This window comes from Microvirga sp. ACRRW (assembly GCF_022346925.1).
Taxonomy (GTDB): Bacteria; Pseudomonadota; Alphaproteobacteria; order Rhizobiales; family Beijerinckiaceae; genus Microvirga.
On record NZ_JAKRNJ010000003.1, the window covers coordinates 229,101 to 243,810 of the forward strand.

The window sequence follows — 14,710 nt, forward strand, 5'->3', positions numbered from 1 at the left end:
CATTCCATGCGGATTGGCTTGGTACTGGATTGGAGACGAAGATCGGCGGCACCGTTTCACCCTTATTCCACTGCACGCGACCATGCTGGTGTAGACTTCTGGCCTTTGACATCCGGGATCCCGTCGACAACGCTGACGGTGTAAGGCAGGCGGTAACCCTTGATCAGCGCGTAAATGGCCGGGATGACCACGAGCGTCAGCACGGTCGAGGAAATCATGCCGCCGATCATCGGCACGGCGATGCGCTGCATGATCTCGGATCCGGTTCCGCTGCTCCACAGGATCGGAACCAAGCCTGCTATGATGGCGATCACCGTCATCATCTTGGGCCGTACACGCTCCACTGCGCCGATCATGATCGACGCGTAAAGGTCAGCCCGAGTGAATGGGCGGCCTTGGTGCTCCCGCTCCGCCTGAACTTCCTGACGTGCGTGATCGAGGTAGATCAGCATGATGACGCCAGTCTCGGCAGCGACGCCGGCAAGCGCAATGAATCCGACGGCGACGGCAACCGACATGTTGAAGCCGAGCCACCACATCAGCCAGATGCCGCCCACCAACGCGAACGGCAATGACAGCATGACGATGAGCGTTTCTGTCAGCGTCTTGAAGTTGAGGTAGAGCAGCAGGAAGATGATCAGCAACGTGAGTGGTACAACGGTCATGAGGCGGGCCTTGGCGCGTTCAAGGTACTCGAACTGCCCGCTCCATTGGGCATAGTAGCCCGGTGGGAACGTGACCTCGTTCGCAACCGCCTGCCGCGCCTCGGCGACGTAGCCGCCGAGATCGCGTCCGGTGATGTCAACAAAGATGTAGACCGCGAGTTGGCCGTTCTCCGTGCGGATCGAGGTCGCGCCGCGGGTGAGCTTGACGCTCGCGACTTCGCCCAGGGGCACGGCGCCTCCGTTTGGCATCGGCACCTGCACTTCGGTGGCGATGGCCTGCGGGTTCGAGCGCAGCTCGCGCGGATAGCGCACGTTGACGCTATAGCGCTCGCGGCCCTCGACCGTGTTGGTCACCATTTCGCCGCCGAGAGCCGTAGCGATCACATCCTGCACGTCGCCGACGGTCAGGCCATAGCGTCCGAGCGCCATCCGGTCCGGCACGATGTCGAGGAAGTAGCCTCCGATCACCCGTTCGGCATAGGCGCTCGATGTGCCGGGTACCGCCTTGACCACAGCCTCGACCTGGCGCGCGATCTGCTCCATCTCCGCGAGGTCGGTACCGAACACCTTGATGCCGACAGGCGTGCGGATGCCCGTCGAGAGCATGTCGATGCGCGCCTGGATCGGCATCGTCCAGGCATTCGACACACCCGGGAACTGTAGCGCCTTGTCCATCTCGGCCTTGAGGCTGTCGATGGTCATGCCAGGCCGCCACTCGCTCTTCGGCTTTAGGGTGATGATTGTCTCGAACATCTCCGTCGGCGCCGGATCGGTGGCGGTCAGCGCCCGTCCCGCCTTGCCGTAGACGGAAGCGACCTCCGGAAAGGACTTGATGATCCGGTCCTGGGTTTGCATGAGTTCGGCCGCCTTGGTGATGGACAGGCCCGGCAAGGTGGTGGGCATGTACATCAACGTGCCCTCGTTCAGGGCCGGCATGAACTCGGAGCCGAGCTGGCGGGCCGGCCAGACCGTCACGCCGAGCGCCACGAGAGCGAGCACGATGGTGAGGCCTTTGGCCTTGAGCACGCCCTGGATCACGGGCCTGTAGATCCAGATCAGGAACCGATTGATCGGGTTGCGGTGCTCCGGGACGATCCGCCCGCGCACGAAAAGTACCATCAGTGCGGGGACCAGCGTCACGGACAGGACGGCCGCCGCCGCCATCGCGAAGGTCTTGGTGAAGGCGAGCGGACCAAACAGGCGTCCCTCCTGCGCCTCCAGCGTGAAGATCGGCAGGAACGAGACCGTGATGATCAACAGGCTGAAGAACAGTGCGGGCCCAACCTCGCTCGCTGCCTTGATCAGGATTTCGACACGTGGCTGGTCCGGCGGCGCCCGCTCCAGGTGCTTGTGGGCGTTCTCGATCATCACGATGGCGGCATCGATCATCGCGCCGACCGCGATGGCGATGCCGCCCAGGCTCATGATGTTGGACCCAAGCCCGAGGAGCTTCATGGCGCCAAACGCCATCAGGATGCCGACGGGGAGCATAAGGATGGCAACCAGGGCGCTGCGCAGGTGAAGCAGGAACACGACGCAGACGAGCGCAACGATGACGCTCTCCTCGATGAGCGTGCCCTTGAGCGTCTCGATGGCGGCCTCGATCAGTTGCGAGCGGTCGTAGACGGGAACGATCTCTGTACCTTTCGGCAAACTCGAAGCGACCTCGGTCAGCCGCGCCTTCACGCTCTCGATCACATTGAGCGCGTTGGCTCCGAACCGTTGCAGGACGATGCCGCTTGCGACCTCGCCTTCGCCGTTGAGCTCGGTGATGCCGCGCCGCTCGTCGGGCCCGATTTCGACACGCGCGACGTCACCAAGGCGGAGCGGTGTGCCGGCGTCCGTCTTCAGGACGATGCTTTCGATGTCCTGGACGCTTTTCAGATAGCCACGGCCACGGACCATGAACTCGAACTCGGAGAGTTCAACCGTGCGACCGCCGACATCGGCGTTGCTGGTACGGATCGCCTCCCGCAAGGCCGGGAGCGAGATGCCCTGGGCACGCAGCCGCCGCGGATCGACGATGACATTGTACTGCTTGACGAAGCCGCCGACGCTCGCGACCTCCGCGACGCCTTCGCCCTTTGCGGCCGCGAACCGGACCACCCAGTCCTGAAGCGACCGCAACTCGGCCAAGGTCATGTTCTTGGCCATCACGGCATACTGGTAGACCCAGCCCACGCCCGTGGCGTCCGGGCCCAGGCTGGGGGTGACTCCGACGGGCAAACGCCGTGCGGCCGCGTTCAGGTACTCCAGCACCCGCGAGCGGGCCCAGTATGCGTCGGTGCCGTCCTCGAAGATGATGTAGACGAACGAGACGCCGAAGAACGAGAAGCCCCGCACCACTTTCGATTGCGGCACCGTCAGCATGGCCGTGGTGAGCGGATAGGTGACCTGATCCTCCACGACCTGCGGGGCTTGGCCCGGATACTCCGTGTAGACGATGACCTGCACGTCCGAGAGGTCGGGAATGGCGTCGAGCGGCAGGCTGCGCAGGGAGTACAGCCCCGCCGCGACGGCGAACACCGTTCCGATCAGCACGAGCGTGAGGTTGCGGGATGACCACGCGATGAGGCGGGCGATCATTGGACTTTCTCCTCAGTCGGAGCCGTCATGCTGTGGAGTGCGGCCTTCAGGTTGCTTTCGGCGTCGATGAGGAAATTGGCCGACACGACCACCCGATCGCCCGCCGCCACGCCCTCGCGGATCTCGACATAGCCGTTTCCGCTGGCACCCACCCTGACTTGGCGGGGCTCGAAGCGGCCCTCGCCCTTGTCGACGATCACGACCTGGCGCGTCCCGGTATCGATCAGCGCGCTGTCGGGCACGGCCACAACAGGGTTGGCGGCGCCGGACGCGATCTCGACGTCGGCGTACATGTCGGGGAGCAGGAGACCATCCGGGTTTGGGATTTCGATCCGAACCCGGGCCGTTCGGGTTTGCAGGTTCACCTGCGGATAGATCAAGCTGATCTTGCCGGAGAAGGTTTGGCCCGGCAGGCTGCGCACCCGGATCGTGACGGCCTGCCCAAGACGCACAGCCCCCAGATCATGCTCCGGCACGTCCGCGAGCACCCAGAGGATTGAGAGGTCGGCAATCCGGAACAGGACGTCCCCCGGCATGGCCCGCATTCCGTCCGTCGCATTACGCTCCAGGACGAGGCCGTCCCGTGGAGCCGACCAGGTGATCGTGGTCGGCACCTTGCGCCCACGTTCGATCTCGGTCAGCGCCTCGGGTGGAACGTCGAGGTTCTCGAGACGTCGGCGGGCTCCTTCGAGAACCGCAGCACGGCCGGCGGCTCCACTTCCGTCGTTGAGGACGCTCAAATACTGGGCGCTGGCAGCGGAGATCTCCGGCGAGTAGAGCCGCAGGAGAGGCTGACCCGCGCGTACCCGCTCGCCCGTCGTAACGTTCTCGACCTTCTCAATGAAGCCCTCGGTGCGCAGGGAGATGACGGCCACGCGGCGCTCGTCGAGCTTGAGCGTGCCGGGGGCCCGGACCGGACGGGTGACGACACGGCGCTCTGCCGGCTCTGACCGGACCCCGGTGCGCTGGAGCCTGCCGGGCGAGACCGTGACGGTCGAACCATCCTCCGCCTCGCCCTCATAGACGGGCAGGTAATCCATTCCCATCGAGTCTTTCTTAGGGGTCGGCGAGGTATCCGGCAAACCCATGGGATTGCGGTAGTAGAGAAGCCTCTTCCCACCCTCCTGATTGGCTGCACTGGGAGCGGTTGGCGTGTCCTTGGGCTTGTCCTCGAAGCTCACGTCCTCGCTGGCCCGCACGGCGACGTAATCCCGGCCATCCTCCGTCCTCGTCGGTTCGGCGGAGTAGAAGGGCTTGCCGTCGGGGTCCCGGTAATAGGCGATCGAGCCGTTCGCTGCGGGGGAGGAACCGTTATTTCCCGGGACGGAAACAAGCCAGCTCGGGAGCGCAATGCCGCCCGGCAGGGAGAGGTCGCCCTGGCCCGCACGGAGGCCAAGCCAGATGCCGGCTCCAAGAGCCAGGAGTACCAAGGCAGCGGTCCGAATGCGCCTGGAGGTCTGCGGGCGGTCCAAGGGCCGGCGCTCGGATGGCTCGACGTTGTGGGATGGGGTCATCCGATCCATCATGGCACCGCCTTGAGCACAAGCCGGCTCTGAACCGTGCCGCTTTTGCCCTGCATCTTCGCGGCCAATGAAAGTTGCCAACCGCCCTCCATCGTCAGGTTGGTCTTGAACCGATAAATCCCGGGCTCGGGCGAGGGCATCAAATCGATGGGTGCTGTCATCGTGGGCATGCCGTCCGGCGTCATGTCGATCCGTCGCGCGAAAATCACCGCTCCCGGGACAGGCTTTCCGGAGCGCTTGTCGGTGAGGCGCACGTCCACCATTGCCTCACCCTGCTTGATCTCACTTTGGACGAGCTCGAAGGCATGGTCTTTGAGAGCAGCGGTCGAAACCGGGGGTAGCGTGGCGGGGCTTGCCAGTCCCCATCCTGCCGCTGCCTTCGCCCATGAGGCTGGGCTCCAACCTGATTGGACCGCCCAGTCTGTTGTCGTGAGGCCGACCACGGCTGCGCCGATCAGGACAAGTCCCGCGAAGGCCGCCGCGCGGGCACGGCCTTTGGTGAAGGTAAACATCTGTCTGCAACCTAGTCATGTGCATTGAGAACATCGCGGGTTCGGCAGGCCGACACCGTACGATGCAAGATCCGCCGCGCGACGCGCGGTCACGTGGATGTGGCGCTGGTCCGGACCAGCGCAGGACTAGGCTTTGGGAGGATGGTCCGGAGGCGGCGCCGGCAGGCCGTCGACAAGTCGCGCCAAGTAGGGAACGTGCTGCGCTACGTGCGCGGCACGGACCAGCACCGAGCCGGCCATCGGTACGCTCTGGGAGCACTTGGCAACGCAGAGCACGGCGAAGGGGCAGGCTTTGATGTCGTTGCAGTCAGGCGGCTGCTGGTCACAACAGGACATGTCGTCAGCCATTGTGACCATCGGTGCGGAATCCTTGAGCCCAGCGCCTGCCGACGCGGCGGATGCACCGCTGACGACAAGGCTCACGACCGCAAGGATCGCGAGAAACCGGGAAAGGGCTGACCAGAGTGACATGCCTTAAAGTTTCACAAGTTGGCGAATTTTAATAGGCGTTTCAGATCACGTGCTCGTCACATGGGCTGACCTTCCCCGAAGACGGCCATCCAGAGCTGCCCTCGCGGCTAGGCTTCATCAATGGGCCCGCTTCAGGCTTTTGGTGCAGGGTACCAGTCTGGGAGGTCCCGAGCGGTCTTCCCCTAGGGGAGTACTGCCCCCTTGTTTCCCGTCCAGCTTTTCGAGCGCGCGGAGGAGATCGTCGGCCACATCCATGTGACCTTCCGCGCAGGCCTGCTTCAGAGCGGCCAGGATTGTCTCACTGAGGGGGCGGTAGGCCGACATGTCTCATCCTCATCGCGGGAGCCGTACGGCGGGGCGAGCACGAGGTTCTCCTGCGCTTGGGAAGTGCTGCATCCGCACATGATGTGAACTCCAATTGGCCTTGACGATGCCGGAACTCTGCGCCTTGCCACGATGGCAAGGTCAAGAGGCGTTTCCCGAATCCGGTGTCATCATCGGGGCATGCCGGGGAACCGAACGATCAGTGCACCGTTGGCGCGTTGACCTCTTTGGGATGCAGTGACCTCTCTGCTTCGCGTGGTGATCGGCCGCTTGATGGTCGCCTTCGGCCTCGGGAGTGCCCCGCTTTCCGCGTCCGCTCAAATGATGGCGTGTGGCCCTGGGATCTCTACCCAGGAGGCGCATGCCATGCATGCGAGCAGCAGCCAACCTGACCATCGGCACGGTGCCTCATCCAAGCCCCACGCTATGGGTAAAGTCTGCTGCCATCCCGGGTGCAACATGGCGATGACCCATTGCCTGGAGCAGGGCGGCAAGCATGTGGAGCCCGGCCATTTCCGCCTCATGATGGCCTGTGCCGAGATCTGCCGGACCTCCGCCCACTTCATGCTGATCGGCACGCCTCACCACAAGCACACCTGCCGCGAATGCGCGGAAATCTGCGAGGAATGTGCCCAGTCCTGTGAACAGGTCGGCGACATGCAGGATTGCGTCGACACCTGCCGTCGTTGCGCCGAAAGCTGCCGCAGGATGGCAGCCTAACTCCTTACCCAAAATGGAGAACTGTCATGAAGATCCGTGTCCTACTCCTCGCGAGCACCGTTGCTACCATCGCCGCATCAAGCGCCATCGCCCAGCAGAGCCAGGGAAGCTCCATGGCAGGGCAGCAGCAGAACGCGATGAATTTACCCGAGGTGTGCCGCACAGCAGCTCAGGCCGGCAGCGGGGGCCAGATGATGCAGCAGATGCAAAGCATGCAGGGCAACATGTCTCAAACCATGCAGAGCGGCATGGAAGGGATGATGGCTCAAATGAATGAGACTCAGAAGGGTCTGCATGAGGCCATGATGAAGATGAATGGCCCGATGGTGACGGGCATGATGGCCAAGGACGCCGACGTCGCCTAGGTCATGCTCCATGATCCCGCACCATCAAGGTGCTATCGACATGGCTCGGGCCGGCCTGAAAGGGGCCGATAACGCAGCGTCGAAGCAGCTCGCCGAGAAGACCATCATTGAGAACGAGAAGAGCATGAAGGAGCTGGTCGCTGTCGTTGAGAAACATGCCCAAAGCGAGAGCAAGAACGAGCCGACAGGCTCCACGAAGTAACGCAAAACGGGATGGGCGGAGTGTGAGTCAAGCTCCGCCCATGTTGGTGCTACCTTAAGGATATCTACGTCCGGTTAGACAAACACCGTCAGACCTGCTGTACCCCGCGATACCGGGCAAAGGTCTTCTGGCCCGCAGGCCCGAACAGGACGACATCATAGGTGTCGTTCTCGACGCCTTCGACCTCCATTCCCGGCGAGCCGACGGGCATGCCCGGAACCGCGAGGCCCTTGGCCTGCGGCTTCTCCATCAGAAGTCGCTTGATGGCATCCGCGGGGACATGGCCCTCGAGGACGTAACCGCCGACTTCCGCCGTGTGGCAGGAGGCAAGGTCCTGCGGGACGCCCAATCGCACCTTGATGCGGTTGATCTCGGAAGTCTCGATTACGTCCGCGGAGAAGCCAGCCTGGCGCAGGTGGTCGACCCAGCCGGAGCAACATCCGCAGGATGGATCCTTGGTCACGACAACTTTCGGCAGGGGCTCCTGCGCAATGGCCGCCCGGGCGACAAGGCCGACGCTTGCGGCTCCGAGGAAGGTCAGGAAACGACGGCGGTGTAGCATGGGAACCTCCTTCAGGCTTCGGTCGGGGTGTAGCCGGCCGCAGTCACGAGGGCCTTGATGGATGTCAAATCGGTGCTGCCGCGGACCGAGACAAGTTTGGAGGCTGGGTCCGCCTCAACCTGGGTGCCCGGCAGGCCCGTCTCGATGGCCTTCCTGATCGTGCCGGCACAGTGGCCGCAGGTCATGTCCTCGACCCGCAGGGTCAGGGCATCCGAATGGCGCTCCAAGGGCTGGCTCGATTGGGACTGGTGGGTGCTGCATCCGCACATGATATGGTCTCCGATTCGAGTATCGATACATGCATCCTGCACCTTTCCATGATGGCAAGGTCAAGCGGCGTCGCCACGTCCCCTCAGACCGTCTGATGTGACCTATGATCCTCGGCGTTCACTTCAATCGTGACATGCGACAGGCCCTCGATCCCGGCGAGCTGCGCCTTGTACTCCCTCGGAGAGCGGGGATCGCTCGAAACCAGCGCCGCGATCAGTCCGCTATGCCCGGGGCCGAGGCGCCACAAATGGAGATCGGTCACGCGGTCCCCATCGGTCTCAAGGCGCTCGCGGATCGTAGCCGCGAGCTTCTGGTTGGGCACGGTGTCGAGCAGCACGGCCCCGGCCGACCGGATCAGGCCCCAGGACCACTGGGCGATCACCAGAGCACCGACGATCCCCATGACCGGGTCGAGCCAGGTCCAGCCATAGAACCAGCCCGCCAGCAGCGCCACGATGGCCAGCACGGAGGTCAATGCGTCGGCCAGGACGTGCATGTAAGCCGCTCGGATGTTCGTATCGTGGCCATGGTGGTCATCATGATCATCTTGAGCGTGGTGATGATCTGCTTCGTGTCCATGACCATGGTCATGGTGATGATGGTGACCGTGATGATGGTGATCCTCGTCGAAGAGCAGCCAGGCACTGCCCAGGTTCACCAGCAGACCGACGACGGCCACGGCCGTTGCCTCGCCGAAGTCGATCGCCACCGGGGACAGCAGTCGCATGATGCTCTCATAGCCGATGAACAGCGCGATCAGCGCCAGGATGACGGCGCTGGAGAACCCGGCAAGCTCGCCCATCTTGCCAGTGCCGAAGGTGAAGCGAGGGTTGTGAGCGTGTCTGCGGGCAAAGCGGTAGGCCAGGGCCGCGATGGCAAGGGCGGCGGCATGGGTCGACATGTGCCAGCCATCGGCCACCAGAGCCATCGAGCCGAAGATCGTGCCAGCAATGATCTCCGCAACCATCATGACTGCGGTCAAGGCGACCACGAACCACGTCCGGCGCTCGTGGCGATCATGCTTCTTGCCCAGGAAGACGTGGTCATGCTGCCAGGGGACAACGGAATGGGTGTGCATCGAATGGTCTCGCAATGAATGAATGAACGGAAGCGCGCGGCCTCAAGGGTTCAGCGATGGGGCAATGGCTACTTTAGGTAGGTTCGCACCACCTCAATGAGTTCGCCCGCCCCGCGGGCCCGTTCGGCGCCGTCGGCGGCCTCCAGGACGTGGTTGTGAATGTGATCTTCGATCAGCTCAGCGGTCAGGCCGTTCATGGCCCCACGCACGGAGGCGACGAGCTGCAGCACGTCAGCGCAGCCGATCTCCTCCTCCACAGCCCGCTCGATGGCCTCGACCTGTCCTTTGATGCGGCGGACGCGGGCAAGAAGCTTGGCTTTCTCTTTGACTGTGTGGGACATGGCACCTCTTCTCCTGCGGCAGGTAATATAGGGGGGTATCCTATATGTCGAGAGACAGATGGTCCCAGGTCCGCTGCCCATCACCCATGTGATGACTGGATATGTCCGGAACTAAGCGGGGGTGCGACCGTTGGCGAGATGTCCCTAGGATGATGCCGTGGCGCACTTTCGCTTCATGCTCCGTCTCTTGACGGTCGCGATGCTGGCAGTAGGCCTCGCAAGCGCACCGCTATATGCGGCCGCCCAAGCTGCGAGCGGGCCGATGGTCGTCCAGCCCCATCATGGACACAAGACCCAGGTCGGCCAGGCTTCCTCGGATCATGACCATATGACTGCCGGCAAGATCCACACGTTGGGGCAGTCCTGCTGTCATCCCGGTTGCGTCATGGCCGTCGTGCCTGGCTTTGCCAGCCTGGCGACTGCTCCGATGCCATGGACCACTCTAGCGATCCCGCGGGACCGGGGAACAGTTCCCATCACGCCCTCAGGTCTCGACCGCCCTCCGAAATCCATTTGAGCCAGAGACGGGGCCGCACGCCTCGACGTGGCTCCCCGTTCGCCATGAAACCTGGCCCGCCGGCGCGACAGGCGCCGTGCTTTTGCGGGCCGTGAACTCACTGCGCCTGGAATTCAGGAGACCACCATGCACCACATGTCGAAAGAGATGCAGTCCTGCATCGACGAATGCCTGCGCTGCTACCAGACCTGCCTCGGCATGGCGATGAGCCATTGCCTGGAGCAAGGCGGCAAGCACGTGGAGCCCGGTCACTTCCGCCTCATGATGGCCTGTGCCGAGATCTGCCGGACCTCGGCCCATTTCATGCTGATCGGCACGCCCCATCACAAGCACACCTGCCGCGAGTGCGCGGAAATCTGCGAGGAATGCGCGAAGTCCTGCGAGCAGGTCGGCGGCATGCAGGAATGCGTCGACCAATGCCGCCGTTGCGCGGAAAGCTGCCGCAAGATGGCGGCCTGAACCTACTGCCCATCAAACACTGTCGAAAGGATCCCAACATGACCATCCGAATGATCGCCCTTGCGGCCACCTTCGTTTCCGCCGGCGCTATTGGGGCGCTGGCCCAACAGAACCAGCCGCAGCAACAGATGCAGCACCCTGCGGGAGGCCAGATGGCGATGTCGGCTGACAGCCTGCCGGAGGAATGCCGCACGGCCGTGCAGGCCAGCGGGCAGATGCAGAACATGCAGGGCATGGACATGTCAGGCATGATGCAAGGCATGCAGGGCATGATGGCCAACATGAACGAGGCCCAGAAGGGCTACATGGAAACCATGATGAAGATGCACGGCCCGATGATGGCGGCTCACATGATCAAGGACTCCGACGTCGCCTTCATCTGCGGGATGATCCCCCACCATCAGGGTGCCATCGACATGGCCCGCGTCGTCCTGAAGACGGGCGACAATGCCGAGGCCAAGAAGATGGCGGAGAAGGTGATCAAGGCGCAGGAGCAGGAAATCGCCGAGATGAAGGACTGGCTGAAGAAAAACGCAAAGAAAGAAGGTTCTCAATAAAGCCCTCTAAAGCCCTCGCCGTAATCCGGCGGGGGCTTGCCACGCTGCCTCGTCGGCAAACCGGGTTGATCCTGATCAATGACCCGGGACCCCATTGAGCGTTCGATGAACGGTGGGGGTGGAATATCGCGGAGGCGATCATGCCAGTTTCAACAATCGAGACAATGCCGTCCTCGTCCCAGACGCGTGGGACATCGATGAATCTCGTGGCTACCGGATGGGCGTTGACAAGCGCCCTCGTGGGTCTGTTCGTGATCTGCTACCTGCTGTCGTTCGTATGGCCGACCTCGGGCCTGGCTCACGGTTGGGTCAGTCTGTTAGCGACACAGCCCGACAACTTCGTCCGGACCTTCGTTGAGGGCGTTGTGGGCAGCACCGCGGCCGCATGGCTCGCGGCGGTTCTCTTCGTGCCTGTCTACAACCGAATGATCGGGCGCTGACACGCCGACCATGTGATGCCGAACAGGCATGCCATGAGACGGGCTGCGAGCAGGGTCAGGAGTCCCCAGCACACGCAGTAAATCACAGCCTCCAGACAATGCTTATCGTATGTACTCAAGACATGAGCCGCCACAACGATGAGCAGGAGCTGAAGGGTCGCTAGAATGTGGGTGACAGCCGGCACCCCAAGTCCAATGCTGAGGACAACCGCAGGCGGTCAGGCTTGAGCGTGGTTACTCGCGCTTTCCGTGATGGCCATGGCCCCCATGCATGAACACGTGCATCAGTGGGCAGGCCATCAGGAGGAGGTAAGGTAAAGCGCTCAGCATATGGCCCGTGTGGGTCGCGAACAGGTAGAGCCCGAGGACGGCCAGGACGAGCGTGACAGCCCAGCCCAAGGGGGTGCCGACCAAAGAGGTCCGCCAGTTCTTTGTCGGTGGCAACGAATTGTTCGGCGTGGTGTTGGGGGTATTCATGCGCGGCCTCCCAATCAGGACAGGGATAACTCTGAACCCTTTGCGGATCACCAGCTTTGATCTTGCTCAAACCTCGATCACACCGATCAGGGCATGGGCATCCCGGTGACGGGCATGCTCAGAGTCTTTCAGCGCGGATGTCGCCATCGACAGGGCCATGTTCGTTCGTCTCCGCGGTCTCGGTGGATCGCTCTCTGTCACGGCTTGGCGGGGCAGCGGACCGAGGCACGAAAATCGGCTCCAGTGCTCCTGGCCGCTTTCCGTCCACGTCACCTGCCACCCTTCGTCGGCGATCAGCGGCAATTTTATCGAGCGCACCGGAAATGCGACGCAACGGAGTGCCGAAATCCGGTATGTCGATCAGCGCCAGCAACAGTCCCGCGATCCAAAAGGCATGGATGTGGGTGAACATGGCAAGCAAGCCCAACACGGCCACGATCTCGTACTGAATCTTCTGGGACTTATGAGCAATGTGATCGGGAAGGTGGTGCAGCCTCATGTAGAGGAGCCCGATCGCGAGCACGAACGCGATCAGAAAAATCGCCATCGCGACCAGGAGAAAGTCGGTGCCGCCAGGAGACGGGATGAAGACTGGCAGCGCGTGCGGTGCCAACGGGTGCATCGAGGGTGTCACGGCTTTCCCTCCGAAGCAAGGCGTGCGTCCCACCCTGCAAAGCTACTACATTTTGGAACGCGTCGCCATGCGGGCATGGCCTGTTTCTCACTGAGTGCCGATCAGGACGGTTCGCCAGGTCTTCGGCGTGGGGGGAGATTGAGTGTGACGTCCATGGTGGGCGTCCATGTCAGGATGCTTCAACTCTGGACCCGTTCGCTGTCGGTCGAGGGAACCCCCGATCCGGCCTGTCGCTACATCGTTTGATAAATTCAGAAAAACACTATTTAATAAAAATCATGAAGCGCCATTCAATAAGATTGATGCAGCGTCGGATAATAATCCCTATCCCGCCCCAGGTTAAGCCGCCGAGGTCCCATGCCAACCCTGAACGAGAAGATTGCCGCATCGCTGGAGCGCCTCCGGGAGCTTGGTACAGGCCAGGCGGGCGTCCTCCGGTCTAAGGATCTGTCCCGTACCCATCTCGAGCGCCTTCTCCAGCATGGCTACCTGCGCCAGATCATGCCCGGCTGGGTCATGGTCGTCGATCCCTCCGCCCGGATGGGCGACAGCACGCCGTTCTTCGCCAACTTCTGGCGCTTTCTTTCCCTCTATTGCGAGGACCGCTTCGGACCGGAGTGGGCCGCCGATGCCCAGACCTCTCTCCGGCTCCATGCCGGGGAGAACACGGTGCCGCGCCAGGTGATCGTGGTCAGCCCCAAGGGGAACAACCTTAATCAGGCATTTCCCTTCAACACCTCCCTGTTCAGCTCCCGAGGCGAGGTTCCGCCGAGCGAAGTGAAGGACGGCATGCGGGTGATGCCCTTGGGCGAGGCGCTGGTGAAGGCCTCGCCGTCCTTCTTCGCGCAGGAGAGACCTGCCGCCCTTGCGGCGCTGGCGTCGCTTGGTTCATCCGCGGAGGTTCTAGACCCGCTGATCCGCGGCGGCCACTCGGTGATCGCCGGGCGGCTCGCCACGGCGTTCCGCTCGATCGGCAGGATCGGGGTCGCGGACGAGATCGTCGCCGCCATGACGGCGGCGGGCCATCGGGTAACCGAGGGCGAAAACCCGCTTCAGGACGTGCCTCCTGGGCTCTCGTTCCGCCGTCGCGTTTCCCCTGTCGCCGCCAGGATCACCGCGCTCTGGGCGCAGATGCGCACGGGCGTCCTGGAGACCTTCGAGGACGAGCCGACCGAGGTCGACGACACTGCCTCCTACCTGAGTGCTCTCGACGAGCGCTACGTTTCGGATGCCTACCACTCGCTGTCTATCGAGGGCTATCAGGTCACGCCCGAGCTCATCGACAAGATCCGGCGCGGCGAATGGAGTCCCGAACGGTCCCAGAGCGACCGCGATCAGCGCAATGCGCTGGCTGCCAAGGGCTATGCCGACTGCTTCAAGCTGGTGCGGGGCGCCGTCGCCGACATTCTGGGCGGTGCGAACCCGGCTGCCGTCGTGTCCGAGCGTCATATGCAGTGGTTCCGGGCCATGTTCCAGCCTTCGGTCGCCGCCGGCCTGTTCCTTCCGGAGCGTCTCGCCGGCTATCGCCAGCACTTCATCTATCTCGACGGCTCGCGCTATGTCCCTGTTGCCCATGCTTCCGTCCAGGATGCCATGGACGCGTTCTTCGACAGCTTCGAGGCGGAGGAGGATCCGCGGGTCCGGGCCGTCCTGGGGCACTTCGTGTTCACCTACATCCACCCGCTGCCGGACGGCAACGGGCGCATCGGCCGCTTCATCATGAACTCGCAGCTGGCCTCCGGGGGCTATCCGTGGACGGTCATCCCGATCGACGAGCGTCAGCGCTACATGCAGTCTCTCGACGCGGCGAGCCTTCAACACGACATCAGGCCATTCGCGGGTCTCGCTGCCGATCTGGTCCGCCGCGAGCCCCCGCCGCCGCGCCGCCGCGCCGCCGGCGAGGAGCCGGCCTACCTGCCGCAGGGATCTGCCCACCAGCCCTGATCGGCCTCCGCCGCCCCGAATTCCTTCTGCCGACACCTTTGGGTACCGACACAGGCCCCAATG

The 14,710-nt window shown here is 63.2% G+C and carries 18 protein-coding genes; 8 read left to right on the plus strand and 10 right to left on the minus strand.

Going from position 1 to position 14,710, the window contains the following annotated elements:
• Positions 1-62 precede the first annotated feature (62 nt).
• The 4 genes from MHY87_RS08410 to MHY87_RS08425 form a co-directional block, all read right to left on the minus strand.
• Positions 63-3,251 (minus strand): efflux RND transporter permease subunit, encoded by a 3,189-nt coding sequence (locus MHY87_RS08410; protein WP_239350991.1) that lies wholly within the window; start codon positions 3,249-3,251, stop codon positions 63-65.
• A complete protein-coding gene (locus MHY87_RS08415) occupies positions 3,248-4,774 on the minus strand; it encodes an efflux RND transporter periplasmic adaptor subunit (RefSeq protein WP_370644884.1) in 1,527 nt (508 codons plus the stop codon). The genes MHY87_RS08410 and MHY87_RS08415 overlap by 4 nt, the downstream gene beginning before the upstream one ends.
• The gene (locus MHY87_RS08420; RefSeq protein WP_239351497.1) at positions 4,774-5,133 is read right to left on the minus strand and encodes a FixH family protein; all 360 of its coding nucleotides are present in this window, start codon (positions 5,131-5,133) and stop codon (positions 4,774-4,776) included. The genes MHY87_RS08415 and MHY87_RS08420 overlap by 1 nt, the downstream gene beginning before the upstream one ends.
• Before the next feature lie 279 nt (positions 5,134-5,412).
• Complete coding sequence (locus MHY87_RS08425) at positions 5,413-5,757, minus strand: hypothetical protein (RefSeq protein ID WP_239350993.1); 345 nt, start codon at positions 5,755-5,757, stop codon at positions 5,413-5,415.
• 750 nt (positions 5,758-6,507) lie between these two features.
• Here MHY87_RS08425 and MHY87_RS08430 point away from each other — a divergent pair.
• From MHY87_RS08430 to MHY87_RS08440, 3 genes are read left to right on the plus strand one after another with little or no spacing between them, the layout of a single operon-like run.
• Entirely contained in the window at positions 6,508-6,801 is a 294-nt protein-coding gene (locus MHY87_RS08430) for a four-helix bundle copper-binding protein (protein ID WP_239351499.1), read from the plus strand.
• Positions 6,802-6,827: 26 nt separating this feature from the next.
• Complete coding sequence (locus MHY87_RS08435) at positions 6,828-7,166, plus strand: hypothetical protein (protein ID WP_239350995.1); 339 nt, start codon at positions 6,828-6,830, stop codon at positions 7,164-7,166.
• 40 nt (positions 7,167-7,206) lie between these two features.
• Positions 7,207-7,368: a hypothetical protein gene (locus tag MHY87_RS08440; protein WP_239350997.1), complete on the plus strand. Its 162-nt coding sequence runs from the start codon at positions 7,207-7,209 to the stop codon at positions 7,366-7,368.
• An 88-nt stretch (positions 7,369-7,456) separates the two neighbouring features.
• On the opposite strand, the gene MHY87_RS08445 is transcribed toward MHY87_RS08440, so the two are convergent.
• From MHY87_RS08445 to MHY87_RS08460, 4 genes are all read right to left on the minus strand, one after another.
• On the minus strand, positions 7,457-7,930 hold the full coding sequence (locus tag MHY87_RS08445; RefSeq protein ID WP_239350999.1) for a DUF411 domain-containing protein: 474 nt from the start codon (positions 7,928-7,930) through the stop codon (positions 7,457-7,459).
• A gap of 11 nt (positions 7,931-7,941) precedes the next feature.
• Complete coding sequence (locus tag MHY87_RS08450; RefSeq protein ID WP_239351001.1) at positions 7,942-8,199, minus strand: heavy-metal-associated domain-containing protein; 258 nt, start codon at positions 8,197-8,199, stop codon at positions 7,942-7,944.
• An 83-nt stretch (positions 8,200-8,282) separates the two neighbouring features.
• The gene (gene dmeF / locus MHY87_RS08455; protein ID WP_239351003.1) at positions 8,283-9,278 is read right to left on the minus strand and encodes a CDF family Co(II)/Ni(II) efflux transporter DmeF; all 996 of its coding nucleotides are present in this window, start codon (positions 9,276-9,278) and stop codon (positions 8,283-8,285) included.
• Between the two features lie 68 nt (positions 9,279-9,346).
• Positions 9,347-9,619, minus strand: coding sequence for a metal/formaldehyde-sensitive transcriptional repressor (locus MHY87_RS08460; RefSeq protein WP_239351005.1), 273 nt, complete (start codon positions 9,617-9,619; stop codon positions 9,347-9,349).
• Between the two features lie 157 nt (positions 9,620-9,776).
• Between MHY87_RS08460 and MHY87_RS08465 the strand changes: the two genes are divergently transcribed.
• From MHY87_RS08465 to MHY87_RS08480, 4 genes are all read left to right on the plus strand, one after another.
• Positions 9,777-10,136 (plus strand): hypothetical protein, encoded by a 360-nt coding sequence (locus tag MHY87_RS08465; RefSeq protein WP_239351007.1) that lies wholly within the window; start codon positions 9,777-9,779, stop codon positions 10,134-10,136.
• Between the two features lie 126 nt (positions 10,137-10,262).
• Positions 10,263-10,595 (plus strand): four-helix bundle copper-binding protein, encoded by a 333-nt coding sequence (locus MHY87_RS08470; RefSeq protein ID WP_239351009.1) that lies wholly within the window; start codon positions 10,263-10,265, stop codon positions 10,593-10,595.
• Entirely contained in the window at positions 10,502-11,152 is a 651-nt protein-coding gene (locus MHY87_RS08475) for a DUF305 domain-containing protein (RefSeq protein WP_239351010.1), read from the plus strand. Before MHY87_RS08470 ends, MHY87_RS08475 begins: the two co-directional genes overlap by 94 nt.
• A 140-nt stretch (positions 11,153-11,292) precedes the next feature.
• Positions 11,293-11,592 carry a DUF5676 family membrane protein gene (locus tag MHY87_RS08480; RefSeq protein WP_239351011.1) on the plus strand — a complete coding sequence of 100 codons (300 nt, stop codon included), beginning with the start codon at positions 11,293-11,295 and terminating at the stop codon, positions 11,590-11,592.
• 234 nt (positions 11,593-11,826) lie between these two features.
• Here MHY87_RS08480 and MHY87_RS08485 read toward each other — a convergent pair whose 3' ends face one another.
• Together MHY87_RS08485 and MHY87_RS08490 are read right to left on the minus strand one after the other, a co-directional pair.
• Complete coding sequence (locus MHY87_RS08485) at positions 11,827-12,069, minus strand: DUF2933 domain-containing protein (RefSeq protein ID WP_239351012.1); 243 nt, start codon at positions 12,067-12,069, stop codon at positions 11,827-11,829.
• Positions 12,070-12,187: 118 nt separating this feature from the next.
• Positions 12,188-12,703 carry a hypothetical protein gene (locus tag MHY87_RS08490; RefSeq protein WP_239351013.1) on the minus strand — a complete coding sequence of 172 codons (516 nt, stop codon included), beginning with the start codon at positions 12,701-12,703 and terminating at the stop codon, positions 12,188-12,190.
• 357 nt (positions 12,704-13,060) lie between these two features.
• On the opposite strand from MHY87_RS08490, the gene MHY87_RS08495 reads away from it, so the two are divergent.
• Complete coding sequence (locus MHY87_RS08495) at positions 13,061-14,647, plus strand: Fic family protein (protein WP_239351014.1); 1,587 nt, start codon at positions 13,061-13,063, stop codon at positions 14,645-14,647.
• Positions 14,648-14,710 lie beyond the last annotated feature (63 nt).

Bases quoted from the DNA above. Each gene is read 5' to 3' on its own strand.
- MHY87_RS08485 (WP_239351012.1), bottom strand. From the start codon at position 12,069: ATGAATACCCCCAACACCACGCCGAACAATTCGTTGCCACCGACAAAG.
- MHY87_RS08460 (WP_239351005.1), bottom strand. From the start codon at position 9,619: ATGTCCCACACAGTCAAAGAGAAAGCCAAGCTTCTTGCCCGCGTCCGC.
- MHY87_RS08450 (WP_239351001.1), bottom strand. From the start codon at position 8,199: ATGTGCGGATGCAGCACCCACCAGTCCCAATCGAGCCAGCCCTTGGAG.
- MHY87_RS08445 (WP_239350999.1), bottom strand. From the start codon at position 7,930: ATGCTACACCGCCGTCGTTTCCTGACCTTCCTCGGAGCCGCAAGCGTC.
- MHY87_RS08495 (WP_239351014.1), top strand. From the start codon at position 13,061: ATGCCAACCCTGAACGAGAAGATTGCCGCATCGCTGGAGCGCCTCCGG.
- MHY87_RS08415 (WP_370644884.1), bottom strand. From the start codon at position 4,774: ATGGATCGGATGACCCCATCCCACAACGTCGAGCCATCCGAGCGCCGG.
- MHY87_RS08480 (WP_239351011.1), top strand. From the start codon at position 11,293: ATGCCAGTTTCAACAATCGAGACAATGCCGTCCTCGTCCCAGACGCGT.
- MHY87_RS08410 (WP_239350991.1), bottom strand. From the start codon at position 3,251: ATGATCGCCCGCCTCATCGCGTGGTCATCCCGCAACCTCACGCTCGTG.
- MHY87_RS08470 (WP_239351009.1), top strand. From the start codon at position 10,263: ATGCACCACATGTCGAAAGAGATGCAGTCCTGCATCGACGAATGCCTG.
- MHY87_RS08425 (WP_239350993.1), bottom strand. From the start codon at position 5,757: ATGTCACTCTGGTCAGCCCTTTCCCGGTTTCTCGCGATCCTTGCGGTC.
- MHY87_RS08430 (WP_239351499.1), top strand. From the start codon at position 6,508: ATGGGTAAAGTCTGCTGCCATCCCGGGTGCAACATGGCGATGACCCAT.
- MHY87_RS08435 (WP_239350995.1), top strand. From the start codon at position 6,828: ATGAAGATCCGTGTCCTACTCCTCGCGAGCACCGTTGCTACCATCGCC.
- dmeF (WP_239351003.1), bottom strand. From the start codon at position 9,278: ATGCACACCCATTCCGTTGTCCCCTGGCAGCATGACCACGTCTTCCTG.
- MHY87_RS08440 (WP_239350997.1), top strand. From the start codon at position 7,207: ATGGCTCGGGCCGGCCTGAAAGGGGCCGATAACGCAGCGTCGAAGCAG.
- MHY87_RS08475 (WP_239351010.1), top strand. From the start codon at position 10,502: ATGCGCGAAGTCCTGCGAGCAGGTCGGCGGCATGCAGGAATGCGTCGA.